Origin of the sequence: Mycolicibacterium sphagni (genome assembly GCF_002250655.1) — a bacterium.
GTDB classification, from domain to species: domain Bacteria; phylum Actinomycetota; class Actinomycetes; order Mycobacteriales; family Mycobacteriaceae; genus Mycobacterium; species Mycobacterium sphagni.
The window spans coordinates 374,495-398,984 of sequence record NZ_NOZR01000001.1 but is presented as its reverse complement, the minus strand read 5'-3'; the positions used below and the strand labels follow the sequence as shown (position 1 = coordinate 398,984).

25 protein-coding genes and 1 pseudogene are annotated in these 24,490 nt (G+C 65.7%); 20 read left to right on the top strand and 6 right to left on the bottom strand.

Annotated elements, in window-relative coordinates:
- Positions 1–20 precede the first annotated feature (20 nt).
- The 3 genes from CG716_RS02005 to CG716_RS01995 all read left to right on the top strand — a co-directional run bounded on the left by CG716_RS02005 (position 21) and on the right by CG716_RS01995 (position 2,714).
- Positions 21–449 (top strand): type II toxin-antitoxin system Rv0910 family toxin, encoded by a 429-nt coding sequence (locus CG716_RS02005; protein ID WP_094475870.1) that lies wholly within the window; start codon positions 21–23, stop codon positions 447–449.
- 29 nt (positions 450–478) lie between these two features.
- Entirely contained in the window at positions 479–2,347 is a 1,869-nt protein-coding gene (locus CG716_RS02000; RefSeq protein ID WP_094475868.1) for a propionyl-CoA synthetase, read from the top strand.
- 118 nt (positions 2,348–2,465) lie between these two features.
- Complete coding sequence (locus tag CG716_RS01995) at positions 2,466–2,714, top strand: hypothetical protein (protein ID WP_094475866.1); 249 nt, start codon at positions 2,466–2,468, stop codon at positions 2,712–2,714.
- Between the two features lie 6 nt (positions 2,715–2,720).
- Here the strand turns inward: CG716_RS01995 and CG716_RS01990 are convergent, their stop codons facing one another.
- Positions 2,721–4,052 (bottom strand): HAMP domain-containing sensor histidine kinase, encoded by a 1,332-nt coding sequence (locus tag CG716_RS01990; RefSeq protein WP_094475864.1) that lies wholly within the window; start codon positions 4,050–4,052, stop codon positions 2,721–2,723.
- Between the two features lie 26 nt (positions 4,053–4,078).
- Entirely contained in the window at positions 4,079–4,783 is a 705-nt protein-coding gene (locus CG716_RS01985; RefSeq protein ID WP_094475862.1) for a response regulator transcription factor, read from the bottom strand.
- A gap of 98 nt (positions 4,784–4,881) precedes the next feature.
- Here CG716_RS01985 and CG716_RS01980 point away from each other — a divergent pair, with 98 nt between their 5' ends.
- From CG716_RS01980 to CG716_RS01960, 5 genes are read left to right on the top strand one after another with little or no spacing between them, the layout of a single operon-like run.
- Positions 4,882–6,189, top strand: a complete 1,308-nt coding sequence (locus CG716_RS01980; RefSeq protein WP_094475985.1) for a DUF1800 domain-containing protein — start codon at positions 4,882–4,884, stop codon at positions 6,187–6,189.
- Between the two features lie 11 nt (positions 6,190–6,200).
- A complete protein-coding gene (locus tag CG716_RS01975; RefSeq protein WP_094475860.1) occupies positions 6,201–7,397 on the top strand; it encodes a DUF1501 domain-containing protein in 1,197 nt (398 codons plus the stop codon).
- Between the two features lie 23 nt (positions 7,398–7,420).
- On the top strand, positions 7,421–8,053 hold the full coding sequence (locus tag CG716_RS01970; RefSeq protein WP_094475858.1) for a VOC family protein: 633 nt from the start codon (positions 7,421–7,423) through the stop codon (positions 8,051–8,053).
- Positions 8,050–8,517 carry a ribonuclease HI gene (rnhA, locus tag CG716_RS01965; RefSeq protein WP_165773994.1) on the top strand — a complete coding sequence of 156 codons (468 nt, stop codon included), beginning with the start codon at positions 8,050–8,052 and terminating at the stop codon, positions 8,515–8,517. The genes CG716_RS01970 and rnhA overlap by 4 nt, the downstream gene beginning before the upstream one ends.
- A 33-nt stretch (positions 8,518–8,550) precedes the next feature.
- Complete coding sequence (locus CG716_RS01960) at positions 8,551–9,912, top strand: HNH endonuclease signature motif containing protein (RefSeq protein ID WP_094475856.1); 1,362 nt, start codon at positions 8,551–8,553, stop codon at positions 9,910–9,912.
- 281 nt (positions 9,913–10,193) lie between these two features.
- Here CG716_RS01960 and CG716_RS01955 read toward each other — a convergent pair whose 3' ends face one another.
- On the bottom strand, positions 10,194–10,934 hold the full coding sequence (locus CG716_RS01955; protein WP_094475854.1) for an SDR family NAD(P)-dependent oxidoreductase: 741 nt from the start codon (positions 10,932–10,934) through the stop codon (positions 10,194–10,196).
- A 216-nt stretch (positions 10,935–11,150) separates the two neighbouring features.
- Complete coding sequence (locus CG716_RS01950) at positions 11,151–12,059, bottom strand: helix-turn-helix domain-containing protein (protein WP_094475852.1); 909 nt, start codon at positions 12,057–12,059, stop codon at positions 11,151–11,153.
- Positions 12,060–12,115: 56 nt separating this feature from the next.
- Here CG716_RS01950 and CG716_RS01945 point away from each other — a divergent pair, with 56 nt between their 5' ends.
- From CG716_RS01945 to CG716_RS31425, 3 genes and pseudogenes are all read left to right on the top strand, one after another.
- Positions 12,116–12,835 carry an SDR family NAD(P)-dependent oxidoreductase gene (locus CG716_RS01945; RefSeq protein WP_234817664.1) on the top strand — a complete coding sequence of 240 codons (720 nt, stop codon included), beginning with the start codon at positions 12,116–12,118 and terminating at the stop codon, positions 12,833–12,835.
- Between the two features lie 22 nt (positions 12,836–12,857).
- Positions 12,858–13,307, top strand: a complete 450-nt coding sequence (locus CG716_RS01940) for a nuclear transport factor 2 family protein (protein ID WP_094475848.1) — start codon at positions 12,858–12,860, stop codon at positions 13,305–13,307.
- An 80-nt stretch (positions 13,308–13,387) separates the two neighbouring features.
- A pseudogene (locus CG716_RS31425) lies at positions 13,388–13,546 on the top strand (nuclear transport factor 2 family protein); the annotation flags it as partial.
- 136 nt (positions 13,547–13,682) lie between these two features.
- On the opposite strand, the gene CG716_RS01935 reads toward CG716_RS31425, so the two are convergent.
- Positions 13,683–15,965 (bottom strand): ATP-dependent DNA ligase, encoded by a 2,283-nt coding sequence (locus CG716_RS01935; RefSeq protein ID WP_094475846.1) that lies wholly within the window; start codon positions 15,963–15,965, stop codon positions 13,683–13,685.
- 40 nt (positions 15,966–16,005) lie between these two features.
- Between CG716_RS01935 and CG716_RS01930 the strand changes: the two genes are divergently transcribed.
- The 8 genes from CG716_RS01930 (at position 16,006) to CG716_RS01895 (ending at position 22,184) form a co-directional block, all read left to right on the top strand.
- Positions 16,006–16,224, top strand: coding sequence for a hypothetical protein (locus CG716_RS01930; RefSeq protein ID WP_094475981.1), 219 nt, complete (start codon positions 16,006–16,008; stop codon positions 16,222–16,224).
- A 35-nt stretch (positions 16,225–16,259) separates the two neighbouring features.
- Complete coding sequence (gene ku / locus CG716_RS01925) at positions 16,260–17,162, top strand: non-homologous end joining protein Ku (protein ID WP_094475844.1); 903 nt, start codon at positions 16,260–16,262, stop codon at positions 17,160–17,162.
- A 131-nt stretch (positions 17,163–17,293) separates the two neighbouring features.
- Positions 17,294–18,085: an SDR family oxidoreductase gene (locus tag CG716_RS01920; RefSeq protein WP_094475842.1), complete on the top strand. Its 792-nt coding sequence runs from the start codon at positions 17,294–17,296 to the stop codon at positions 18,083–18,085.
- Positions 18,086–18,107: 22 nt separating this feature from the next.
- A complete protein-coding gene (locus CG716_RS01915; RefSeq protein ID WP_094475840.1) occupies positions 18,108–19,184 on the top strand; it encodes an NAD(P)H-dependent amine dehydrogenase family protein in 1,077 nt (358 codons plus the stop codon).
- A gap of 25 nt (positions 19,185–19,209) precedes the next feature.
- On the top strand, positions 19,210–19,536 hold the full coding sequence (locus tag CG716_RS01910) for a hypothetical protein (protein ID WP_094475838.1): 327 nt from the start codon (positions 19,210–19,212) through the stop codon (positions 19,534–19,536).
- 31 nt (positions 19,537–19,567) lie between these two features.
- Positions 19,568–19,810 (top strand): hypothetical protein, encoded by a 243-nt coding sequence (locus CG716_RS01905; RefSeq protein WP_094475979.1) that lies wholly within the window; start codon positions 19,568–19,570, stop codon positions 19,808–19,810.
- A 66-nt stretch (positions 19,811–19,876) separates the two neighbouring features.
- On the top strand, positions 19,877–21,100 hold the full coding sequence (locus tag CG716_RS01900; protein ID WP_094475836.1) for an Nramp family divalent metal transporter: 1,224 nt from the start codon (positions 19,877–19,879) through the stop codon (positions 21,098–21,100).
- Positions 21,101–21,110: 10 nt separating this feature from the next.
- Entirely contained in the window at positions 21,111–22,184 is a 1,074-nt protein-coding gene (locus CG716_RS01895; protein WP_094475834.1) for a poly-gamma-glutamate hydrolase family protein, read from the top strand.
- A gap of 1 nt (position 22,185) precedes the next feature.
- Here the strand turns inward: CG716_RS01895 and CG716_RS01890 are convergent, their stop codons facing one another.
- Positions 22,186–23,298 (bottom strand): DUF7373 family lipoprotein, encoded by a 1,113-nt coding sequence (locus tag CG716_RS01890; protein ID WP_094475832.1) that lies wholly within the window; start codon positions 23,296–23,298, stop codon positions 22,186–22,188.
- A 100-nt stretch (positions 23,299–23,398) separates the two neighbouring features.
- Between CG716_RS01890 and CG716_RS01885 the strand changes: the two genes are divergently transcribed.
- Positions 23,399–24,490 carry an acyl-CoA synthetase family protein gene (locus CG716_RS01885; RefSeq protein ID WP_094475830.1) on the top strand — a complete coding sequence of 364 codons (1,092 nt, stop codon included), beginning with the start codon at positions 23,399–23,401 and terminating at the stop codon, positions 24,488–24,490.

Here is a 24,490-nt window from a genome sequence, read left to right as displayed (position 1 = left end):
CGCCGGGTATTCCGGGCGCCATGGCAACCGTCGACGTGGCTGTCCCATCTTCTGTGTCCCCGCAGCATGCGTGGGAACTGGCCTCGAACCTGCATCGCTTCGACGAATGGATGACGATCTTCGGTGAGTGGCGTAGCCCGGTGCCCCTGGTCATCCGCGAGGGCACCCAGGTGTCGTCGCTGATAAAGGTCAAAGGCTTCCGCAACACCATTCATTGGAACGTCACCAACTACGACGCTCCGCGCAAGATCGAACTGAAGGGCCGGGGCCGCGGCGGCATCGGGATCGGGATCACGATGCGGGTGCAGGACGAGCATCCGGGAAGCTGCTTTCGCCTTCGCGCGGACATCTCCGGTGGACTGATGAATGGCCCGGTCGGCAAGTTCGTCGCCCGCGTACTGGAAGGCGAAGTTCAGAAGTCGGTGGAGAATCTCGCCGCCCTGTCCTGATCGGCCCCTCCCCGCGCTACCGTGCTCGCATGGACGCATACCGCGAACTGTTCGACGCCAGTGTCGCTGACCCAGCGCAGTTCTGGGCGCAGGCCGCGCGCGCCGTGTGCTGGACCCGCGCACCGCAGCGCATCCTCGACGACACCAACCCGCCGTTCTACCGCTGGTTTCCCGACGCCGCGCTGAACACCTGCGCCAACGCGCTGGACCGGCACATCGACGAACGCGGCGACCAGGCCGCCCTGATCTACGACTCCCCCGTCACCGGAATCAAGCGCAGCTACACTTACCGTGAATTACTCTCGGAGACAGCGTGTTTCGCCGGTGCGCTGCGCGGCTTGGGTGTCGGCAAGGGTGACCGAGTGGTCCTGTACATGCCGATGATCCCCGAAGCGGTGATCGCGATGCTGGCGTGCGCCCGACTGGGTGCGGTGCACTCGGTGGTGTTCGGCGGGTTCGCCGCGCATGAGCTGGCCACCCGCATCGATGACGCGCAACCGGTGGTGATCGTCTCGGCGTCGTGCGGTATCGAGCCGACCCGGGTGGTGGAGTACAAACCGATGCTCGACCACGCACTGGAATTGGCCTCGCACAAGCCTGCCGCCTGCGTGATGGTCCAGCGTGATCGGCACCGCTGCGATCTGGTCGACGGCCGGGACGTCGACTGGGCCGACGTGATGGCCGACGCCGCGCCCGCCGACCCGGTGCCGGTGGCGGCCACCGATCCGCTCTACGTGCTCTACACGTCCGGGACGACAGGTAAGCCCAAGGGCATCGTCCGCGACAACGGCGGCCACGCGGTCGCGCTGCTGTGGAGCATGCGGCACATCTACGACATCGACCCGGGTGACGTGTTCTGGGCGGCCTCTGATGTCGGGTGGGTAGTTGGCCACTCGTACATCGTCTACGGACCATTGTTCGCCGGCGCCACGACCGTGCTCTACGAGGGAAAGCCCATCGGCACACCGGATCCCGGTGCATTCTGGCGGGTCGCCGCCGAACACGGCGTGAAGGCGCTGTTCACCGCACCGACCGCGATCCGGGCGATTCGCAAGGAAGATCCGGAGGCTTCACATGTCGGCCGCTACGACCTGTCGGCGTTGAGGTATCTGTTCCAGGCCGGCGAGCGACTCGACCCGGACACGTACGCCTGGGCATCGGCCACACTCGGCGTCCCCGTCGTGGACCACTGGTGGCAGACCGAGACCGGATGGGCGATCGCCGCCAATCCGATGGGAGTACAACACCTTCCGCTCAAGGCCGGTTCCCCGACAGTGCCGATGCCAGGCTACGACGTACAGATCCTGCGGGTCGACGGCACGCCGTGCGGACCAGGCGAGGAGGGCGATATCTGTATCAGGCTGCCGCTGCCGCCGGGAACCCTGCCGACATTGTGGGGCGACGATGCCCGCTATAAGTCGTCGTATCTGCGCGAACACCCCGGCTTCTATCTGACCGGCGACGGCGGCTATCTGGACTCCGATGGCTATCTGTTCGTGATGGGCCGAATCGATGACGTGATCAACGTTGCGGGACACCGGTTGTCGACGGGATCGATCGAGGCGGTGCTGGCGGCGCACCCTGCGGTGGCCGAGTGCGCGGTGATCGGGGTGGCCGACGAGATCAAGGGGCAGGTGCCGCGCGGCTTCGTCGTGCTGAAGGCGGGGGCGTCGGCCGACGGCCTGGCCGAGGAGTTGGTGGCCGCGGTGCGGGGCGAGATCGGTGCGGTGGCGTGCTTCCGGCTTGTCGACGTGGTGCCCGCGCTGCCGAAGACCCGCTCGGGGAAGATCCTGCGCAAGACGATGCGGGGTATCGCGCACGGCAAGGACGAGCCGATGCCGTCGACCATCGAGGATCCGGCCGTGCTGGACACGTTGCGACCGATCTTGACGGGGTAGGACAAGGTGAAGGTTTGCTGAAGATCAGGGACGATATCGCCGCCGCCTCCGGAAAACGCGCTACCGTCGGATCCCGCAATGCCAGTGGCATTCTCGGGGACGAAAGGATTCAGCGGCCATGTACATTTCACGACTTCGACTGATCATCGGCACCATCGCCGCGGCCGTGGGATTCAGCCTGCTGGGTGCGGGAACCGCATTCGCCGTGCAGACCCACATGCTCAATGCGCGCGACAGCCTGCAGTCCGCGTTGAACGAGCTGCAGTTGGCCATTCCAGACAAGGCCGGGCATCGCGTCGACGCCATCAGCTTGGTGCAGCAGGCGATCGACCAGGTCAACCAAGGGATCCAGGCGGGCGCGCAGTAGCGATCTTCAGCCGGCGACCGAGGTCGCCGGCGAATACGCGGGCAGCGTCAGCTCGAATGTCGCGCCCAGCGTGCCGGGTTCGGAGCGCCGGCACGTGAGCTCGCCGCCGTGTGCGCGCGCGATGCCGCGGGCGATCGTCAGACCCAGTCCGCTGCCACCCCCGTTGTTGCGTCCGGTATCCAACCGGACCAGGCGCTCGAAGATCCGCTCCCGATCCGCGGCGGGAACACCAGGACCTTCGTCGTGCACGACAACAGTGATGGCGTCACCGAGGCTGGATATCAGCGTGTGCACCGACTTTCCAGGTGGTGTCACCGCACACGCATTGTTGAACAGATTCGCCATCACCTGACCGATCCTGGCGGGGTCGGCCCATGCGATCATGCTCGGACCGTCGACCAGTACCGGTATATGCAGCGAAATCGACACCCGCTCAGCTTGTTGCAGGCAGATCTGCCGTACGTCAGTCGGCTCGCACGCCAGGCGCAGGCCGGTGTCGATACGCGCCACATCCAGCAGGTCTTCGACCAGACGGCCGGCGTGATGCGCTTCTCGACCCAGGGCGAGCAGGAGACGTTGCCGCTGCGGGTCGGGGTTCTCGTCGGCCTGGGCGAGCACGGCTTCGGTCGCCGCGGCGATCCCGGCGATCGGCGTGCGCAACTCATGTGCCGCGTCGCCGATGAATTGTCTCAGGGCGAGTTCAGAGTCCCTGGCCCGCTGCTCGGCGCCTTCCAACGCATCGAGCATCTCGTCGAAGGCCTCCGCGGCACGGCCCAGCTCACTGCGGTGATCCAGTTTGAGTCGCTCGCCACGGCGTCCGGCAGTGATGCTGCGCGCCAGCGCGACCAGCCGGTCCAGCGGCGCCAGCGCGAAGCGCGCCGTCAGCGGCACGACGACCAACACAACCAACACCGCGACGAGAGCCACAACCAGCAGGATCCGTACCACGCGAGAGCGCACTTGCGCGATCAGCGGCGCATCCACCTGCAGGGTCAGCCGGGCGCCGTTGACTGCCGAATGCGGGGCGGTCAGGGTGATAGTCCGGGTCCGGGCGGTGCTGTCGTGCAGCGGCCGATTGTCCAGCCCACCTAGCACGCGGCCGTCGGTGAGCTCCAGCCGCGTTCGCACCGTGGCGGACTGCAACCGCGCGACCAATTGCTGAGGCGCCGTGTCATGGGCTGCGAGTTGCCGGGCGAATTGCGCATGTTCGGTCAGAATGGCACCGACCGAGCGATCCACAACGACCGACATCGCGGCATAGACGATCCCCACCACCGCCGCCAGAACGACAACGAACACCACCAATGTCGCCAGCGTGACGCGTCGGCTGAGCGACACCGTGGATGGCCGAGATTCTCTCAGTCTCAATGTGATCCGTCCCGCAACACGTACCCGATCCCGCGAACGGTATGGAGGATCCGCGGACCGTGCGCGTCGAGCTTGCGCCGCAGGGCACTGATGTTGACCTCGACCAGGTTTGGATCGTAGGCATCGAAACCCCAGATGGCAGTCAGAATCTGGGTCTTGCTCAACACCGTCCCGCGGTTTTCGGCGAAGTAGTGCAACAGCCGGAATTCGGTGGCGGTCAAGGCGATATCACTGTCACCGCGCCGCGCGATGACTGCCTGCGGGTCGACAACGAGGTCGGCGACGGTGATCACCGTCGGTAGCCGCCCCAGCCGACGCAACAATGCATTCACCCGGGCGACCAGCTCCGCCAATATGAATGGCTTCACCACGTAGTCGTCGGCGCCGGAGGTCAGGCCCCGCAGCCTGTCGTCGACGCCATCCCGGGCGGTCATGATGACCAGACCGGCCTTGGACCGCGAGCGCACGATATTCAGCAGGGTGAACCCGTCGCGGCCGGGCAGCATCACGTCGAGTATGACGACATCGGGGCGGAACCCAACGAGGTCACGTTCGAGATCCCCGCCGTCGGGCCTGGCCAGGACGCGATGTCCGGCGGCGGTCAGTGCCGATTCGACAGCGACGCGGATCGTCTCGGCATCCTCGACGAGGAGGATTCGCGCGGGGCTGTTCGCTGCCGCGCGAGCGGTTCCGCCGCTCATGACACGTGTCTACCAATGCTTCATGAGAGGAAGCTGTGCACCTGACGGCAGCGCACAAACTTCAGCTGGGCTTCAGGTTGGACGGCAAGCCTGTTTCCATGTCGAATCAGTGGAGCACAGCGGCGCGTCTGCTGCGACGCGTCGGGTTCGGCACCACCGGGCCGCAGGTCGACGCTCTCAGCGGGGGTGACTGGAAGGCCTACGTCAACGCCGCGCTCGCTGCCGATCCAGACGACGACGTGGGAGCGCGGGCCACGCCCGTGCCCTCATTCCCAAGCCCGAGACCGATCGGCAAGGGTGCAACGATGGCCCAGCGCAAGCAGTTTCGGCGCGATCTCGGTGAACAGAAGACGCAGTTGGCACAGTGGTGGATTCGCCGCATGCTGACAGTGCAGGATCCGATCCACGAGAAGCTGACCTTGTTGTGGCACAACCATTTCGCAACCTCGGCTGCCAAAGTCCGTTACGCGCAATGGATGCTCGGTCAGAATCAGAGGCTACGCGCCCTCAAGCTCGGCGACTTCCGCACTCTCGCATATGCGATGCTGACCGATCCGGCGATGATGGACTGGCTCGACGCCCAGACCAACACGGCAAAATCGGCAAACGAGAACCTTTCTCGTGAATTCATGGAGCTGTTTGCGCTCGGCCACGGCAACGGATACACCGAGGATGACGTGCGCCAAGGCGCGCGCGCCCTGACCGGTTGGACCTTGGGCACCGATGCCCTACCCGAATTCGTCGCAAAACGTCACGACGCGGGCACGAAGACGATCCTGGGCAGTACCGGCACCTTCGACGCCGCTGGCTTCTGCGACGCGGTTCTTGCTCACCCTGCCTCACCAGGCTATGTCGCGGGACGGCTTTGGAGTCAGCTGGCGGGCGATACGGCGCCGTCGCAGGCAGCACTCGCTCGCCTTGTCGACGCGTATGGGCCCGGCAGAGATCTCCGCGGGCTGACCACAGCAATTCTCACCGACGATGAATTCGTCGGCGCGGCTCCCGCGATGGTGAACACTCCGGTGGAATGGCTGATAGGCGTGGCCCGATCGCTGCGCGTCCCCGTCCGGGACGAACGAGACGCCCGCGCGATGCAGCAGACTCTGAAAACCCTGGGCCAGCAACCGTTTTATCCGCCCGACGTCGGCGGCTGGCCGCACGGTACCGCCTGGTTGTCGACGGCCAGCGCAGGGATACGACTCGCGGCAGCGAACACCATGGCCACCCGGGCCGACCTGTCCTTAGTGGAGCAGAACGCGGTGAACGACCGTATCGACGCCACCGGCTACCTCATCGGCATCGGCCAGTGGAGCGACCGCACTGTCGCTGCTCTCAGACCGCTCGCCGGCCGGCCACCGGCCCTGGTAGCGGCGGCGGTCAACTCTCCCGAATATCTGACGTCTTAGGGAAAGGCATCATGCCCGAGATCAACCGACGAAAGTTCCTCCTCGCCAGCGCCGGCGTCGGTGCGATCGGCCTGGTTTCGGGTGCCGCCGCAGTGACCTGGCCTGACCTGATGCGCGCCGCCGATCAGCGGCCGATTGCCGCCGGTGCCGGTATCGCAGTCATCATCACCTTGTACGGCGGAAACGACGGCATCAACACGGTAATCCCGTACGCCGACGGGGCTTATCACGATGCACGACCCGAACTATCCTATGCACCAACGGAAGTTCTGCACATCGACAACGATCTCGGATTCAATCCTGCGCTCAAGGGTTTGGCGACGCAGTGGAAAAGCGGTCGACTGGCCGTCGTGCGCGGAGTCAGCTACCCGAACCCGGATCACAGTCATTTCCGTTCGATGGACATCTGGCAGACCGCATCGCCGGCAGAGCCGGTCAACACCGGATGGGTTGGCCGCTGGCTCGACGCGACCGGTGACGATCCGCTGCGGGCCGTGAACATCGGTGCAGTGCTTCCGCCGATGGCCGTCGGCGCCAAGACCACCGCGGCCGCCTTGAGCACCAACCAAACCCCTTCCTCGACTGCACAATTCGCTCCGATCACCCAGGCGCTGGGTGCGCCGGACGGCGCCGACACTCCGGTGATGGCGGCGGTGAGCGCCTCCTACCGCGCAGCTCGAACCGCCGATGCCGCATTCCACGGGCTGACGGCACCACCAGCCATAGGAGCTAACTCGCTGGTTGCACAGCTGGACGTTATCGCCGCGGCGATAACATCGGGAGTCCCCACCCGCTTGTACATGGCGTCGTTGGGCGGCTTCGACACCCACGCCAACGAGCGAGGAACCCAGCAGCGACTTCTGCAGACGTTCGACGATGCAGTCACGGCGTTTCTGCAGAAGATGGCCAACGATGAGCATGGCAAGAGTGTTGTGTGCGTGGCCTATTCGGAGTTCGGGCGCCGGGTCCACGCCAATGCTTCACAGGGCACAGATCACGGCACCGCGGGCCCGGTCTTCGTCGCGGGCGTACCGGTCCGCGGCGGGTTCTACGGCGACGAGCCCAGCTTGACTGATCTCGACAACGGGGATCTCAAGCCCACCACCGATTTCCGTGATGTCTACTACGACGTACTGGCTCACACGCTGGGCACTGACCCCACGCCGTCAGTTGGCCCCGGTCGCAGAGGTATCGGCATGCTGGCCTGACACGTCGAAGTATTCTGACAACCATGTCCGTGACGGTCGACGAATTCCAGATCGCTGACCCTGCCGATGCTTGGCAGGACGCCGGTTTCAGCGTCGACCGCGACGGGGTCTGCCGGATCGGCGACGTTCGGGTCCGGCTGCTGGGACGCGCGCGTGGCGCCGGCATTCTCGGCTGGACGTTGCGGGGCTTTTGTGACGATGCCGCGCTAGACGGCATCCCGACTTTGATGTCCGACGCCGAACCTCCAGAGCCCGCCACGCATGCAAACGGCGTGACCTCGATCGACCACGTCGTGCTGCTGTCCCCGGACCTGAACCGCACCGTTGCATCGCTGGCGGCTGCGGGACTGCGGCCGCGCCGGGAACGCGACGCCGAACTCGGCGGCCAGCCGATGCGGCAGATCTTCTTCCGGCTGGGCCCGGTAATCCTCGAGGTCGTCGGTGCACCGGAGGTCGCCGGCGACGGTCCGTCGTCGCTGTGGGGCATCACGTACGTCGTCGCCGACATCGACGCGACTGCGGCGTTCTTCGGTGACCACGCGATGCCGGTGAAGGACGCCGTGCAGCCGGGTCGTCGGATCACCACACTGCGCCATCGGGATCTGGGCATGTCGGTCCGGACAGCGATGATTTCGCCGCCTATCCTCGGCACGTGACCGAGTCCGCCGACGACATCGTCGTCATCCACACCGACGGCGGGTGCCGACCCAACCCGGGCCCGGGCGGCTGGGGCGCCGTCTTGCGGATGCGCCAGCACGTCCGCGAGATGTGCGGCGGCGAGCCCGGTTCGACGAGCAACAACCGGATGGAGTTGACGGCTCCGATCATGGCGCTGGAAGCGCTCACCCGACCGGTGACGGTGCACCTCTATACCGACAGCACCTACGTCCGCAACGGCATCACCAAGTGGGTGGCTGGCTGGCAGCGCAACGGCTGGCTGACCGCAGCCAAGGAACCGGTCAAGAACGTCGATCTGTGGCAGCGCCTTCAGGCCGCTTGCGCGCGCCACCAAGTGGAGTGGTTCTGGGTGAAGGGCCACTCGGGCGTTGCCGACAACGAGCTGGCCGATCAGCTCGCGACGCGTGGCCTGCAGGAAGCGATCGCGGGTTCAACGGTCTGAATTTTTGTCGGCACGTTCACATAGTATTCGAATATGTGTTCGATCGATGGGTTGTTGGGGGAGCTCGACGATGTTGTCGAGCGTCTCAGTGCCGTCGATCTCGAGGTGTTGTCGCCGCCGCGGCGGTTTGTGGTGTTGGAGCGGTTGGAGACTGCGCGGCGGCGTCAGGTGGCGCTCTCGCATGCGGTGCTGGCCCGGTTGGAGCGGTTTGCGGGTTGCCCGCCGGTGGGGATTGCGGTGGCCGATGTGTTGCGGATCAGCCCGCGGGAAGCGCGCCGCCGGATGCGCGATGCCGAGCAGCTCGCGCCACGCACCACGTTGACCGGGGAACTGTTGCCGCCGGCGCTGCCCGAGACCGCGAAAGTCTGGCACGACGGACAACTCGACGGCGAGCACCTGCGGGTGATCCAGACGTTCTTCCGCGATCTGCCCGATCATGTGTCGCCGGTCGAGGTGGACAAAGCCGAACGGTCGCTGGCGGACAAGGCGACGATTCTGCGGCCGGACCAGTTGGAGAAAGTCGCCCACCGGCTGGCACTGCATCTGAACCCCGACGGGACATTCTCCGACACCGACCGGGCCCGCAAGCGCGGGTTCGTCTGGTGCGGGGGTCAACAAGTCGACGGCATGAGTGTGGGTCGGCTGATTGCCGACCCCGAACTGCGCTCGGAGTTGGACGCCTGGTTCGCCAAATTCGCCGCCCCGGGTGTGTGCAACCCCGACGACGAGAGCCCGAGCATCACGCCCAGTGAGGAAGGCGCACAACGAGATCTGCGCAGTTACGGTCAGCGCCAGCACGACGCCCTCACAGCGTTAGTCCGCGGGCAACTCGGTGATCCGACATTCGGTCAGCACAACGGCTTACCGGTCACGGTCATCGTGTCGGCCACCCTGCAGGACCTCCACGCCAAGACCGGCTATGCGGTCACCGCCGCCGGCACCGTGATCCCGATCCCCGACGTGATCCGGATGGCCACCCACGCCTACCACTACCTCGCCCTGTTCGACGGGGTGAACGGGCGGGCGTTGTGGCTGGGCCGCACCAAACGCATCGCATCAGCCGACCAGCGAATCATCCTGCACGCCAAGGATCGCGGGTGTACTCGACCAGGCTGTGACGCACCCGGCTACCACAGCAGCGTGCACCACGCCGCCACAGACTGGAAAAACGGCGGCAACACCGACATCGACGACCTCGGCCTGGCCTGCGACCCCGACAACCAACTCGTCGAAAGCGGCGGCTGGGCCACCCGAAAACTCGCAGACGGCCACACCGAATGGATCCCACCACCCGCGCTCCCCATACTGCGCGGCGGCGTCAACGACTACCACCACCCCGAGAGGCTGTTGGAAAACGATGCCGACCCACCAGCCGATGACTCCGGCGCTGCCTAGTCCGGCGGTTCGATGTCAACTCGCGGAGATGCAGTATTTGGTGTGTGCGCTATTCATGAGCGCAGTTCAGCGGCCATTGAGAACCTTGTGCAGAGTGGCGTTGGCGGCGGGTGTTGAATTCCAGCGCGGGGATGCTTCGTGGTCGGCTGGAGTGGTCGCCAAGAATTGGTCCATGACTGTGGAGCGAGGTGGAAGTGACATCCGAATTGCCCTGATCGGAAACGTCTTTACGTGAATGCGGGGGACATACTCCACAGCCGGCGATCAGGAACGGGCCACCGCTAACCTGCTCCCTTGCCGTTGTCGACGCGGTACACCGCGCCGTGAATGGCTGCGGCGGCATCGCTTGCGAGGAAAGCGATGACGTTGGCCACGGAAAGCGGCGACATCATCCCGCGCGGTGACGCAGTGCGCATGATCAGTTCGAAGTTCGCCCCTTGTGGGGCACTGAACTCCTCGATCTGGGGCGTGATCATGCCACCTGGGCATACGGCATTCACCCGCAGTCGGTCTGCCGAGTACTCGACAGCCAGTGCGCGGGTAAGCCCAACGAGACCATGTTTGGCCGCGCAATAGCCGGCTGAGTAGGCCTGGCCTTCGAGGCCAGCAATCGACGCGACATTAACGATATTGCCACCGCGTTCGAGCAGATGCGGCAGTGCCGACCGGCAGAGATAGAAGGGGCCGTGGAGATTTACTGCAAGGTCGTGTTCCCAGTCGACGTCGGCCATCGACTCCGTGCGCCGCATCTGATGCTGTCCGGCGACGTTGACCAGGATGTCCAAAGCTCCGAATTCGTTGATACACTGTGCAACTGCTGTCCGGCATGCTTCCGCTGACGTGATGTCCAACGACGCATGGGAGCCCCCGTGAACGTTGGCGAAGACCGACCTCAGCCGGGCCGAATCCCGACCGATCCCGAACACCGTCGCGCCCTGCTCGGACAACAGCCGCGCCGTTTCGGCTCCAAGACCCGACGAGGCGCCGGTAACCAATGCGATCTTTCCTTGCAATGCGGACATTTGGTGTTGGTCCTCCCCTTCGCTTCTAGGTGGACACTGCTTGTAGGTGGACACTGCTTCTAGGTGGACATAAACGGTACACGCGCCTGGTGTCACCACATTCCGCTCCGTACACTCAAAGAATGGGGACTGAATACAGCTGCACTGCAGTCTCTTTCATCTCTTCACTGGCAACCAGTTGCGCCATAGCCCGGCTCCCGAGCGATAATCGGCGCGCTACGGAGCCGCGGGCGGATAACCGGCAATGCGCGCTTCGATATTGTGTGCGGTGCGGCTCACCTGCTGGCCAAGCATTCGGATTCGGGCGCTGTCCACGGTGGTGAATACCGCTGCGGTGACCGACATGGTGACAGCGCCGGTGGCGTCGGTGATCGGGGCCGAGATGATGGCGACGTTGTGGCTGGCCTTGGCGCCCAATTCGTCCGGTAGGACGTCGATGACGGTGAGATCGGCGAACGCACGCGCCAACTGCGCGGTGATGGCGTCGACTTCGCCATCGCCGGTGAGGGCACGCAGGGCGGTGTAGACCCGAAGATATTCGGTGGTCAGTCGTTCGACGGCGAAGCCCCGGGTTCGAATCTCCCTGAGTATCGACGTCATTCGGCGACGCAATGCGGGGCTGGGCTGGCCGATGGCTTCCAGCCAAGCCCTTTGGACGTCGGGGGCGGCCCAGGCCACGTATTCCCTGCCGAATGGTGCCACCAGCGGCGTACGCAGACCGGGTCCGATTCGCGGGCCGGTCGAGCAGTTCCCGGCGGTCTGATCGATGACGAGGGTCTGCCCCTGCCTGCGGCTGAGGTGTACCTGCGTCCCGGTCGCTGCGGCAAGTGCCTGCAAGTCGTCGCGGCAGCGGTGGGTGTCGGTTGGATTGGCCAGGCTGGCAATCGCCGGACCCCAGGAATAGGCGGCTGTGACAGGGTCGCGGGTGACCCAATCGTGGGCGGCCAAGGTAGTCAGTATCACGTGGCCTGTGGCGCGGCTGATCTGGAGGCGGCGGCAGATCTCGGCCAGTGTGAACTGGCCGTCAGGGTTGGCTCCCAACAGTTCCACGACGGCGACGACGCGCTCTGTCGGTGGCGAGATCCCTTGACGCTGAGACTCTGCGGGGTCTACCTTCGTCGTCATAATATCGAACCATATGTCGAAATATCGACATCGACAACCGGCGGGAAGGCATGCCTGTGGGTGATCGATTCATTGGTAAACGGGTGCTGGTCACTGGGGCGGCCGGCGGTGTCGGTCGCGCGACGGTCGAACTGTTCGAGGCCGAAGGCGCCTCGGTGGTGGGCTTGGACTTAACGCCGGGTGAGGGCATCGTTGCTTGTGACGTCGGCGATGAAGCCTCGGTGCATGCCGCCGTCACCACGGCAACCGAACGCTTGGGCGGGCTCGACGTGGTCGCAAACGTGGCCGGCGTCGACCAATTCCGGAAGTTCGAAGACCTCGACCTCGCCACTTGGCAGCGCCATCTCAGCGTGAACCTGACCGGCCCCATGCTGATCTCCCGCGCCGCCCTGCCGCACCTGCGCGCGAGCAAGGGCAACATCGTCACCATCGCCTCGATCGCCGGTCTACGCGGCCAGCCCTACCAAGCCGCGTACTGCGCCTCCAAGGCAGGCGTCATCATGCTGATGAAGTCGCTCGCAATCGAGTTGGCGGCCGACGGTATCCGGGTCAACACCATTTGCCCCGGAGGTGTGCAGACGGACATGCCGGTCAGCGCGGCCGCCGAGCACGCCAATTCCGACCTCGACTGGGCTCTGCTGATGGAAAGCTCGGGAGCCCGTTACGGATTCATGCCGCCGAGCCACGTCGCCGACGCCATCGCCTACCTCGCCTCGGACGCCGCAGCGTCGGTTACCGGCGCGGTGTTGTCCGTCGACCGCGGCACCGCCGCCTGAACCCCCCGGGAAAGGGACACACATGCCGAACACCGAGGACATCCTGCGCGAGCTTCTCGACCGGGAACAACTGAAGGAACTGCGCGCCAGGTATTTTCGCTTCCTGGACCTGCGAGACCAGGAAGGCTTCGCGACGGTCTTCACCGAGGACGCCGTCCTCGAAGTACCCGAGGTCGACCTCGTCTTCCGCGGCAGGGAGGAGATCGCCGCCAAGGTGCTCGCCTCCGTGAGCGGCGCGGTAAGCGCTCATCACGGGCACACCCCCGAGTTGATATTCACCGGCCCCGACACCGCCACCGGCATCTGGGCGATGCAGGACATCGTCGAGTGGCCCCGAGCCGCCTCCGGCGAGCGTATTGGCATCACCGGAGTTGGGCATTACCGAGACGAGTACGTCAGGGAAGATGGCGAATGGCGCATCGCTAAGGTCCGGTTGGTGCGGATTCGAGTGCAGACCCTCAGTGAACTCTGACGACATCGAACTCGCCGAAATGCCGGCCCACCAACAGATAAGCCGGCGCCTGTTGCAGTTCACCGTTGCTATGGACCGACGTGAGTGGGACAACCCAGTACCTCATCGGCAACGTCTTGGTCGACGGCACCCCTACGACGGCGACCAGCACCTGCTACGTCCAGGAACTTCACATGGGCCGCGGAGACCTGGCCGATCAGACGTTCTCGACACTCGTGGAGTACCGGGATCGGTGGGTCCGCGACACGAACGGGGCATTGTTGCTCAGCGCGCTAGAAGTTCAGTCACGCCACCGTCGGGACCTTCGACGTCTTCAAGGACTGAGCGATACGACACAGGTACGAGTGGTTGGTAGCAGCAGTTCTGCTGGCAGGCCTACTCCCGCACCACGTCCGACGGTTCCTTGTCGGGCCGCAGGCCGCGCCAGCTTGGGTGGCGCAGCCGGCCGTCGGACGTCCACTCGCCATAGCGCACCTCCCCCACCATATCTGGGCGCACATAGGTGACGCCCTTGGCGTCCAGCCTCGGAAGTGTTGTGCTGAAGGGTGATTCGTCGGCGTGAAGCGGTTCGAGGATCTTCTTGAGCCGCGCCAGTTCCTTGTCGGAAAATCCCGTGCCCACCCGGCCGATGAACCGCAGGCCGCCCTCGTCGGGAATACCGAGCAGCAGCGCGCCGATCCCGCTCGAGCGGCCGCCGTTTCCCTCGCGCCAGCCGCCGATCACGGCCTCCTGGGTCCGCCAGAGCTTCTGCTTGATCCACGACGCCGACCGCCGGCCCGGCCGGTACGTCGAGTCCCACTTCTTCGCAACGACACCTTCCCACTTCTTCACGTGGGAGAACTCCAATGCGTCAGTCCCGTCGCCGTCGATCAGCGGTGGCACGATCAAATCCGTTCCCTCGGCGAAGGTTTCCAGCACATTCCGCCGGTCGCGGTACTTCGCCTTCAGGAGCGAGCGCCCGTCGAGCCGCAGGATGTCGAACGCCCAGAACTCGATCCTGGTAGCACGCGCACGATTCTGTAGTTCGCCGAAGCTCGGGACTCCGTCGGCATCGAGCGCCACCAATTCACCGTCGAGGATGACGTCGTGACCAGCGAGATCGGTTGCCAGCGATTGCAATTGGGAATACTCGGCGGTGAGGTCCCGCCCGCTGCGGGATTGCAGCCGCAGCTCGCCTTCAGCGATCTCGACCAGCAGCCGATAGCCGTCGAACTTGCCCTCGAATCCGTACTGCGCCCTGGTCAGTTTCTCGACCGAACCCAACGTCGTCAGCATCGGCGCATAGTCCGGCAAGTGCGGCGCAGGCTGTTCCTTCATCCGGTGCGCCAGCCACTGGTTGCCGTTGGTCTGAATCAGCGCGTAGCGCCCCGAGATCCGCTGGCCGTGCAGGTCCACGATGACCTCGCCGCCCTTGTCCGCCCCGGAGTCCCGGAACTTCTCCGCCTCGTACGTCCCGGAATCCCAGATGACCACCTTGCCGCCGCCGTACTCCCCCTTCGGGATGTCGCCGGAGAATGTCGCGTATTCCAGCGGGTGATCCTCGGTGTGCACGGCGAGGTGGTTGACCGCCGGGGTTTCCGGCAGGTTCTTCGGCACCGCCCACGACACCAGCACACCGTCGCGCTCCAGCCGGAAGTCATAGTGCAGCCGGCGGGCGTGGTGTTCCTGGATGACGAAGGTGTTGTTGTTCCCGACCGCGGGCGATACACGAGGTACCGGCTCGGGTGTCTTGGCGGGATCGCGCATGCTGCGGTACGTGGTCAGCCGGTCGGAACGCGGCACGTCGGGATCCAGATCGGCCAGTAGATCACCGTGTTCGGCCACCCGGGCCAGCACCTCGCGGTACTCCAGGTGGCGCAGCTTCGGATCGCCGATTTCGTCCCATGTGCGCGGGGCGGCGACCGTCGGATTCTCCCGGCCTCGCAGCGAGTACGGCGCGATCGTGGTCTTGGCCCCGTTGTTCTGGCTCCAGTCCAGGAAGACCTTGCCCGCCCGCAGGCTCTTGGTCATCGTCGCGGTAACCAGCGTGGGCATGCTCTGCTCCAGCTGCTGGGCCACCCTGCGGGCCAGCACCACCGCTCCCTTACTGCTGACCGGCTCGGCCAACGGCGCGTACAGATGCAGCCCCTTGCTCCCGCTGGTCAGCGGATAGACCGCCAGCCCGATATCGTCCATCAGCTCGCGGACGGCGTTGGCCACTTCGCCTAACTGCGGCATCGTCACACCCTCGCCTGGGTCGAGGTCGAACACCAAACGCGTTGCCGGACCAGGCTTTCCATCGGCAGTGAAACGCCATTGCGGCACATGGACTTCCAGTGCGGCCTGCTGAGCGATCCATGCCAGCCCTGTCGAGCTGTCGATGATCGGATAGGTGGTGCTACCCGAGCGATGCTCCACCGTCGCACGATCCAGCCAGTCCGGTGCCGAACTGGCGAGTTGCTTTTCGAAGAAGGCCGACTCGTCGACCCCGTTCGGCCAACGCTTTCGGGTCACCGGGCGGCCGGCGATGTGCGGCAGCATCACCTCGGCGATGGCGGTGTAGTAGGAGAACACATCGGCTTTGGTGGTGCCGGTGGCCGGATAGAGCACCTTGTCGGCGTTGGTCAGCGTGACGCGCGGTCCCGTCGTCGCTCCCGGCGGCCACACGTCATTCACCATCACAACGTATTACCCGCTGCTACCGTGGACCATGACCAAAATGCTGGCAGCTGCCCTGTTGGCGCTGCCCGCGCTGATCGGCGTTCCGCAAGCAGCCGCCGAGCCGGAAGATCACGTCCCGTTCTGCTCGGCTGGTCAGTCCCCGGTGAACAGCAATTGCCGTCCCGCGCCGAATCAAGAAACGAGCGACGGCGTCTCACCCGGTGCGAATCCCGATCTGCCCATCGGGCTGAATCCGGGCGTGCAGCCCGCTATCTGAACCGGCAAACCCGATCAGGCCTGCATACTGGTCATATGCGTTCCATCTGGAAAGGCTCGATCGCATTCGGTCTGGTGAACGTCCCTGTCAAGGTGTACAGCGCCACCGAAGACCACGATCTGAAGTTCCATCAGGTGCACGCCAAGGACAACGGCCGCATCCGCTACAAGCGCGTCTGCGAAGTGTGCGGTGAAGTGGTCGAATACCGCGACATCGCCAAGGCCTTCGAATCCGATGACGGCCAGACCGTGGTGATCACCGACGACGACATCGCCACCCTGCCCGAGGAACGCAGCCACGAGATCGAAGTGGTCCAGTTCGTCCCCGCCAGCGAGATCGATCCGCTGATGTACGACCGCAGTTACTACCTCGAACCGGACGGCAAATCGTCGAAGTCCTATGTGCTGCTGGCCAAAACGCTCGCCGACACCGATCGGGTGGCGATCGTGCACTTCGCGTTGCGCAACAAGACCCGGCTGGCGGCGCTTCGGGTGAAGGACTTCTCCAAGCGTGACGTGATGATCGTGCACACGCTGCTGTGGCCCGACGAGATCCGCGATCCCGACTTCCCGGTGCTCGACAAGGAAGTGGAGATCAAGCCCGCCGAACTGAAGATGGCCGGCCAGGTCGTCGAGTCGATGGCCGACGACTTCCATCCCGAGCAGTTCCACGACACGTATCAGGAGCAGCTCAGGGAACTCGTCGAAGCCAAGCTGGAAGGCGGCGAGGCGTTCACCACCGAGGATCAGCCGGCCGAGCTCGACGAGACCGAGGACGTCTCCGACCTGCTGGCCAAGCTCGAGGCCAGCGTCAAACGCCGCCGCGGCGAGGCCAGCGCCGGCGACGCGCCGGCGAAGAAAGCGCCCGCCAAAAAGGCATCCGCGAAGGCACCCGCGAAGAAGGCTGCGGCGAAGAAGGCACCGGCCAAGAAGTCCTGAACTTCGGGTGATTTTCACCCAATTGTCGAACTCGACGCCAAAATAGAACGTGTTTCAATTACGGTTCCAATTCAGCGTCATGAACCGTACCGATCTTGTTACGGTGTTCGCCGACAAGGGAAGAGAGACACGTGATACTCGACAAGTTCAGACTTGATGGTCAAGTTGCGGTAGTCACCGGCGCCGGCCGCGGCCTCGGCGCCGCCATCGCCGTCGCATTCGCCGAAGTCGGCGCCGATGTCGTGATCGGCTCGCGCACCCAGTCCGAGTTGGAGTCAGTCGCCAAGCAGATCGAGGCAGTCGGTCGGCGCGCTCACATCGTCGTCGGCGACCTTGCGCACCCTGAGACGACGGCCGAACTCGCCGGTACCGCCGTCGAGGCGTTCGGCAAGCTCGACATCGTCGTCAACAACGTGGGCGGCACCATGCCCAACGCCCTGCTGAACACCAGCGTCAAGGACATGAAGGATGCGTTCACCTTCAACGTCTTGACCGCGCACGCTCTGACGCTGGCGGCCGTGCCGCTGATGCTCGAGCACTCCGGCGGCGGCAACATCATCAACATCACCTCGACCATGGGCCGGCTGGCCGGACGCGGATTCGCCGCCTACAGCACCGCCAAGGCCGCCCTCGCGCACTACACCCGGCTGACGTCGCTGGACCTGTGCCCGAAGATCCGGGTGAACGCCATCGCGCCGGGTTCGATCCTGACCTCGGCCCTGGAGATCGTCGCCTCGAATGACTCGCTGCGCGATCCGATGGAGAAGGCGACGCCCATGAAGCGACTCGGCGATCCGCTCGACATCGCCGCGGCCGCGGTCTATCTCGCCTCGCCCGCCGCGAGTTACCTCACCGGCAAGATGATCGAGGTCGACGGCGGCCTCATCGTGCCGAACCTCGACCTTCCCATCCCAGACCTGTAAGCCCCGACCTGTAAGGAACGCCATGGCCATCCGCGTCGCACAAGTCGGCACCGGCAACGTCGGTGTCCACGCGTTGACCGCGCTGATCACCAACCCTGACTACGAGCTCACCGGTGTCTGGGTGTCTTCGGATTCCAAGGCCGGCAAGGATGCCGCCGAACTGGCCGGGCTCGCCGGCACCACCGGCGTCGCGGCGACCACCGACCTCGACGAGGTGCTGGCGACCAAGCCGGATTGCGTCGTCTACAACGCCCTGGCCGACAACCGGTTGCTCGAGGCGCTGGAGGACTACCGGCGCATCCTGGCCGCCGGGGTCAACATCGTCGGCAGCGGACCGGTGTTCCTGCAGTGGCCGTGGCAGGTGATACCCGACGAAATGATCAAGCCGCTGGAAGACGCTGCCCAGCAAGGGAATTCGAGCCTGTTCGTCAACGGTATCGATCCCGGCTTCGCCAACGACATCTTGCCGCTGACGCTGGCCGGCACCTGCCAGAACATCCAGCAGGTGCGCTGCATGGAGATCGTCGACTACGCCACCTACAACAGCGCCACGGTGATGTTCGATGTGATGGGCTTCGGCAAGCCGCTCGATGAGATCCCGATGCTGTTGCAGTCCGGTGTGCTGAGCATGGCCTGGGGCTCGGTGGTGCGCCAGATCGCGGCCGGACTCGGGCTCGAGCTCGACGGCATCGAAGAGATGTACGTGCGCGAGCCCGCGCCCGAGGACTTCGAGATCGCCGCAGGCCCCATCGCCAAGGGCACCGCCGCGGCACTGCGGTTCGAGGTGATCGGACTGGTCGGCGGCGCCCCCGTCGTGGTCCTCGAACACGTCACCCGGTTGCGCGAGGACCTGTGCCCGGAATGGCCGCAGCCCGCCCAGGAGGGCGGCAACTACCGCATCGAGATCACCGGCGAACCTTCCTATGCCGTCGACGTGTGCCTGAGCTCGCCCAACGGAGACCACAACCACGCCGGATTGGTAGCGACCGCGATGCGGCTCGTCAATGCCATCCCGTCGGTGATCGCCGCCCCGGCCGGCATCTGCACCGCGATCGACTTACCTCTCGTCACCGGCAAAGGGCTGTACGCTGCAGGTTAGGGGAACTGCCAGGAAGGGAATGCCAATGCGGCACAGACTCCGCTATGCGTTTCCGATCATCATCGCCGCCGGTGCTGCCGCCGTTGCGATTGCTCCGACCGCGGGCGCCGATACGACGTTGATCTCCCCGACAGGTCCCAACTGCGAGAACACCGGAGGTAGCACCGTCATCGGTGGCCAGACCACCGAATGCGCCACCCCCGGCAACGTGCAGCTCAACGCAACCCCGGAAGTCCCCGAGGATTTCGCCTATCCCTGGGGCGACGAGTTCTACGGTCCCGCACTGATTTTCGGTGGCCCCGGCCCCGCCAACGGCGGTGGCGGCGGCGCCCACGGCGGCGGGGGCCGCTGAGTTCGAGACCGCGGCCACAAAGGAGGCCACCATGGTTACCAAGAGTCTTCTCGGTGCTCCACTACTGATTGCGGTCGCGAGCGTCTTGCTGGCCGCCCCGGCCGCGGCGCGACCAACGGAGTGCACCGACACCGGACCCAGTACGACGGTCTGCCAAACCCCGGGCCACGCCCAGATCACCACATCGCCCAACCCGGCCCTGCAGAATCCGCTCGCGGGCTGGGGCTTCGGCGGAATCGGGATCGGCCTGGGCGGAGTGTTCATCGGTTTGTGACGCCGAACAGCTAGTTTCGGGTACCCTCACTTTCTTGTTTGAGGAACCGGACGGAGAGCTCGGCGATTGGCACAGGTGACGCGACTTCCCAGGGCGGGCTGGTATCTGCTCGGCCCGGCCTTCGTCGCGGCCATCGCCTACGTCGACCCCGGCAACGTCGCGGCCAACGTCAGCGCCGGCGCCCAATTCGGCTACCTGCTGGTGTGGGTGATCGTCGTGGCCAACGTGATGGCCGGCCTGGTGCAATACCTGTCGGCCAAGCTCGGCCTGGTCACCGGCCGCACCCTGCCCGAGGCCGTGCGCGACCACACACGCACGCCCAGCCGGATCGGGTACTGGCTTCAGGCCGAGCTGGTCGCGATCGCCACCGATCTTGCCGAGGTGGTGGGTGGCGCCATCGCGCTGCGGCTGCTGTTCGGCCTGCCCATGCTGCTCGGCGGAGTGATCACCGGAGCGGTGTCGCTGCTGCTGCTCGTCGTACAGGATCGGCGCGGACAGCGGGTATTCGAGCGAGTGATCATCGGGCTGTTGATGGTCATCGCCATCGGGTTTCTGTCCAGCCTGTTCGTCAAGACACCGCCCGCCGCTGACGTCGTGGCGGGTCTGATCCCCCGGTTCGACGGCACGGAAAGCGTCCTGTTGGCGGCGGCAATACTCGGCGCAACCGTGATGCCTCATGCCGTATATCTGCATTCCGGCCTGGCCCGTGACCGGCACGGCCACCCCGAGGCCGGCGCCCCGCGCGCCCGGCTGCTGCGGGCCACCCGGTGGGACGTGAGCATCGCCATGTTGCTGGCCGGCGCGGTCAACCTGGCCATGTTGCTGATCGCGGCGACCAACCTGCAGGGCCGCGGCGACACCGACTCGATCGAAGGTGCGCACGCCGCCGTCCGCGAGGCCCTCGGGCCGACGGTGGCGTTGTTCTTCGCGATCGGCCTGCTGGCCTCCGGGCTGGCGTCGACGTCGGTCGGTGCGTACGCCGGGGCGATGATCATGCAAGGGTTGCTGCACAAGACGTTCCCGCTGCTGGCGCGCCGGGTCATCACGCTGATCCCCGCGCTGGTGGTGCTGGGCATCGGCATCGACCCCAGCCGCGCGCTGGTCATCTCTCAGGTGGTGCTGTCGTTCGGGATTCCGTTCGCACTGGTGCCGCTGGTGCGTCTGACCAGCAATCCCACGTTGATGGGCGCCGACGTCAACAGCCGGCTGACCACGGTATTGGGCTGTGCGGTGGCCTCGATCATTACGCTGCTGAACGTGGTCCTGATCTATCTGACTCTCGCGCCCTGATCGCGGCCTGATGTCGCCGGCCCAGCGGCTCCCGAGGCACCCGTATTTCGCCTACGGGTCCAACCTCTGCGTGCAGCAGATGGCCCGGCGCTGTCCCGAGGCCTCCGACCCACGGCCGGCGACCCTGGCCGACCACGACTGGCTGATCAACGAGCGCGGCGTGGCCACCGTCGAACCCTTCGCCGGCAGCACCGTCCACGGCGTGCTCTGGTGGCTGACCGACCACGACCTGGCCGTCCTCGACAGCGCCGAAGGTGTACCCGTGCGCTACCGCCGTGACCAGCTGACCGTGCACACCGCCGATGGGCCCGCCCCGGCGTGGGTCTACATTGACCACCGCACCGAACCCGGCCCACCTCGGCCCGGCTACCTGGAGCGCATCATCGACGGTGCGCTGCACCACGGTCTGCCCGCGCGCTGGATCGATTTCCTGCGCCGCTGGGATCCGGCGCATTGGCCCCGACCGATGACATCGAATGGTTCTGGGCCACAATCACTTTCCGCACTCCTTGCCGACCCTTCGGTCGTCGAGGTGAGCCGGCTGGGGTCGCGCTTCGGGTTCCTCGCCATTCACGGCGGCGGCCTGGAACAGATGACGGACGTCATCGCCGAACGCGCCGCCGACGCCGCGGGAGCGTCGCTGTATCTGCTGCGCCACCCCGAGAACTATCCGCACCACCTGCCATCGTCGCGCTACCTCGCGGCCGAATCCGACCGGCTGGCCGCTTTTCTCGACCATGTCGAGGTGACGGTGTCACTGCACGGCTACGGCCGCATCGGACGCAGCACCGAACTCCTGGCCGGTGGCGGCAACCGGAAGCTGGCCCGGCACCTCGCGGTCAACATCGATCTGCCCGGGTACCGGATCATCACCGACCTCGAGGACATCCCCGCCGAACTGCGCGGTCTGCACCCGGACAACCCGGTCAACAAGGCGCGCGGCGGCGGGGCGCAAGTGGAGCTCCCGACCCGGGTGCGCGGCATCAGCCCGCGCAGCCAGCCGGCCGGTGCCGACGGGCTGTCGCCGGCGACCTCCGCACTGGTACAAGGACTGGCCGCGGCAGCGAACTCCTGGGAGTTCTAGCTCAAAGACCGCCGAGCAGCAGATACTGCGCCGCCGCCTGTTGACGAGCGTCCTGCAGGTGCTCGGACCTCGTCGTGAACACGTACCGGCCGCTGGTGCCGTAGCAGCCGTACCGCGACGGCGACACCGAGCCGCGGTCGAAGCACGAAGCGTCAGGGATACCAGAGACCGCATCGGACTGCTTCGCCCCGCCAGACATCTCGTCAGACGTAAGCGTATTGACCAATAGTGATGCGCTCATGGAGTTTTCGGTCCGGTACACGGTGGCACGCCCCAGTGCGACCGTGGTCACCGCGGCGGCGGTGAACGCGTCCGCCGCCCCGGCCGGGTCACGCTCGAAGTGCAGCGCGCCGGTGGCGGAGTAGGCACCGACGGCCGGCGGCAGCGTATGAGCCATCAAACCGGTCGGATCGGCCGGCAGCTCTGTGAGGCGGACGGGGTCGGTCGGCGTGAACGCGTCGATGCGCGGCCCCTGCCGATCCAGGATCCCGGCGACCAGATTGGTCGCGGCGTCCAGGGTGTTGCGGGTCTGCACCCACTGGTAGAGAACGTAGGGCCCGCGAGCGGTGAAACTCTCGACGATGAACCCGCGCGGCATGACGAGAACCTGCGCCAGAGCGTCGCGGTGATGTTCGATCACCGTCGCTCGCGCGGGTTCAGCGGCAACCATCTCCCTGGCTGCAGCAGCTGCGGCGCCGGCAGCGGGAAAGCGCATCACCAGATTGACGACCGAGGTGGTTGGGGTCGCCTCGCCCTCGGTGCTCCGCGAGGAGGAGAAACCCGCGAGGAAACCGTGCGATTCGGCGATCTCCGCACGCCGTAGCCGGATATCGGCGCGCAAACCCTGCGCGTCCGGAACAGCCCCGGTGTTGGTGCTTTCCAGTCGCCGAAGGGATGGGTCGACGTCGCTGGGCAGAACCACGCTGGCAGCCATGCGCTGGCCTTCGAGAACAGTCCCGATCGGTGGCAGAACGGGCGGTGCGACAGCCGTCGTCGGGTACGGCCCGACATCAAGGGGACTCGCCGTGACAGCCGTGCCGGCGACAGGGCTGCAGCCCCCCAGCGACAGCGTGAGCGCGGCGGCCAAAGCCACGGCCCGGCGGGCGTGTGTCATCGCACCAGCATGGATACCGTATGCAAACTCCTGCAGACGACTCGGTTAACGACAGCCCCGTCTGGCGTTACCTGGACGGAAGCTGCTACAGGATTCTCCTGTGACCGACGTCGACTTCGCCCTGCTGGATCTGCCGCGCGATGCGCCGCCACCTGACGCGCAGACATACCTGCGCACCGCCATGGCATGGCACTTCGGCACGGACACCGGCTCGCCATACTGGCTGCGAACCGCCACCACGCTCGACTTCGATCCGGTGACCGACGTCAGGACATTCGCCGACCTTCGCCGATTCCCGAATCTGGTCAACGAGTTACGCGACGCACCGGCCGGCGACCTGATCCCGCGCGGCTATGGCGCCCCACCACCGGTCCCCCTGATCTTCGAATCCGGCGGCACCACGGGCGCACCCAAGCGGACAGCTCAGCTGCCGGACTGGGTGGCCCAGGTCGTCGAGTGGCAGACCGACGACTTCCGCCGCGCGGGGTTCGTCGGCGGGCGCGGCTTCCTGTGCCTTATGCCCAGCGGTCCGCACGGCGTCGGCTACTTCTCCCGGGTGGTCTCGGCGCGGCTGGGCTCGATCTGCCACTCGGTCGACCTCGATCCCCGGTGGGTCAAGAAGCTTGTCGCCCGCGGGGCAGCGGCGGAGATGTCAGGCTATGTGAACCACATTCTGGAGCAAGCCGAATACGTCCTGCGCAGCCAGGACATCGCCAATTTGCACACCACCCCGCCGCTGCTGGACGCGATCGCCCGCAACGAGACCCTCACCCACCTCGTCGGCGACAAGGTGCGTTTCATCCTGCTCAGTGGCGCGCACGTGGACGCCGACACCCTCGACGTGTTGCGCGACGTCTTTCCGGCGGCCACGATCGCGATGGTGTTCGGCAGCACCATGATCCTGTCGCAGGCCCAGACCCGAACTGCGCACGAGACGTTCGTGTTCGACCCACGCAGCCCCTACGTGGTGTTCTGGGTGATCGACCCGGACACCGGAGAGCAGGTGGGGTATGGCGAGCGGGGCCAGGTCGTGATGAACCACATCAGCAAGGGCATGTTCATCCCGAACAACCTGGAGCGCGACAGCGCGATCAGGCTGCCCGGCCCCGAGGGCCAGATCGGCGACTCGGTCGCCGAGGTCGCCCCGGTCGCCACGCTCGACGGCGAGCCGGTGATCGAGGGCGTGTACTGA

Coding starts and splice junctions, on each gene's coding strand:
- CG716_RS01970 (WP_094475858.1), top strand. CDS start 7,421: ATGTCCGTGACGGTCGACGAATTCCAGATCGCTGACCCTGCCGATGCT.
- CG716_RS01910 (WP_094475838.1), top strand. CDS start 19,210: ATGCGGCACAGACTCCGCTATGCGTTTCCGATCATCATCGCCGCCGGT.
- CG716_RS01960 (WP_094475856.1), top strand. CDS start 8,551: ATGTGTTCGATCGATGGGTTGTTGGGGGAGCTCGACGATGTTGTCGAG.
- CG716_RS02005 (WP_094475870.1), top strand. CDS start 21: ATGGCAACCGTCGACGTGGCTGTCCCATCTTCTGTGTCCCCGCAGCAT.
- CG716_RS01955 (WP_094475854.1), bottom strand. CDS start 10,934: ATGTCCGCATTGCAAGGAAAGATCGCATTGGTTACCGGCGCCTCGTCG.
- CG716_RS01995 (WP_094475866.1), top strand. CDS start 2,466: ATGTACATTTCACGACTTCGACTGATCATCGGCACCATCGCCGCGGCC.
- CG716_RS01895 (WP_094475834.1), top strand. CDS start 21,111: ATGTCGCCGGCCCAGCGGCTCCCGAGGCACCCGTATTTCGCCTACGGG.
- CG716_RS01915 (WP_094475840.1), top strand. CDS start 18,108: ATGGCCATCCGCGTCGCACAAGTCGGCACCGGCAACGTCGGTGTCCAC.
- CG716_RS01940 (WP_094475848.1), top strand. CDS start 12,858: ATGCCGAACACCGAGGACATCCTGCGCGAGCTTCTCGACCGGGAACAA.
- CG716_RS01890 (WP_094475832.1), bottom strand. CDS start 23,298: ATGACACACGCCCGCCGGGCCGTGGCTTTGGCCGCCGCGCTCACGCTG.
- ku (WP_094475844.1), top strand. CDS start 16,260: ATGCGTTCCATCTGGAAAGGCTCGATCGCATTCGGTCTGGTGAACGTC.
- CG716_RS02000 (WP_094475868.1), top strand. CDS start 479: ATGGACGCATACCGCGAACTGTTCGACGCCAGTGTCGCTGACCCAGCG.
- CG716_RS01905 (WP_094475979.1), top strand. CDS start 19,568: ATGGTTACCAAGAGTCTTCTCGGTGCTCCACTACTGATTGCGGTCGCG.
- CG716_RS01930 (WP_094475981.1), top strand. CDS start 16,006: ATGCTGGCAGCTGCCCTGTTGGCGCTGCCCGCGCTGATCGGCGTTCCG.
- CG716_RS01950 (WP_094475852.1), bottom strand. CDS start 12,059: ATGACGACGAAGGTAGACCCCGCAGAGTCTCAGCGTCAAGGGATCTCG.
- CG716_RS01935 (WP_094475846.1), bottom strand. CDS start 15,965: ATGGTGAATGACGTGTGGCCGCCGGGAGCGACGACGGGACCGCGCGTC.
- CG716_RS01985 (WP_094475862.1), bottom strand. CDS start 4,783: ATGAGCGGCGGAACCGCTCGCGCGGCAGCGAACAGCCCCGCGCGAATC.
- CG716_RS01980 (WP_094475985.1), top strand. CDS start 4,882: ATGTCGAATCAGTGGAGCACAGCGGCGCGTCTGCTGCGACGCGTCGGG.
- CG716_RS01975 (WP_094475860.1), top strand. CDS start 6,201: ATGCCCGAGATCAACCGACGAAAGTTCCTCCTCGCCAGCGCCGGCGTC.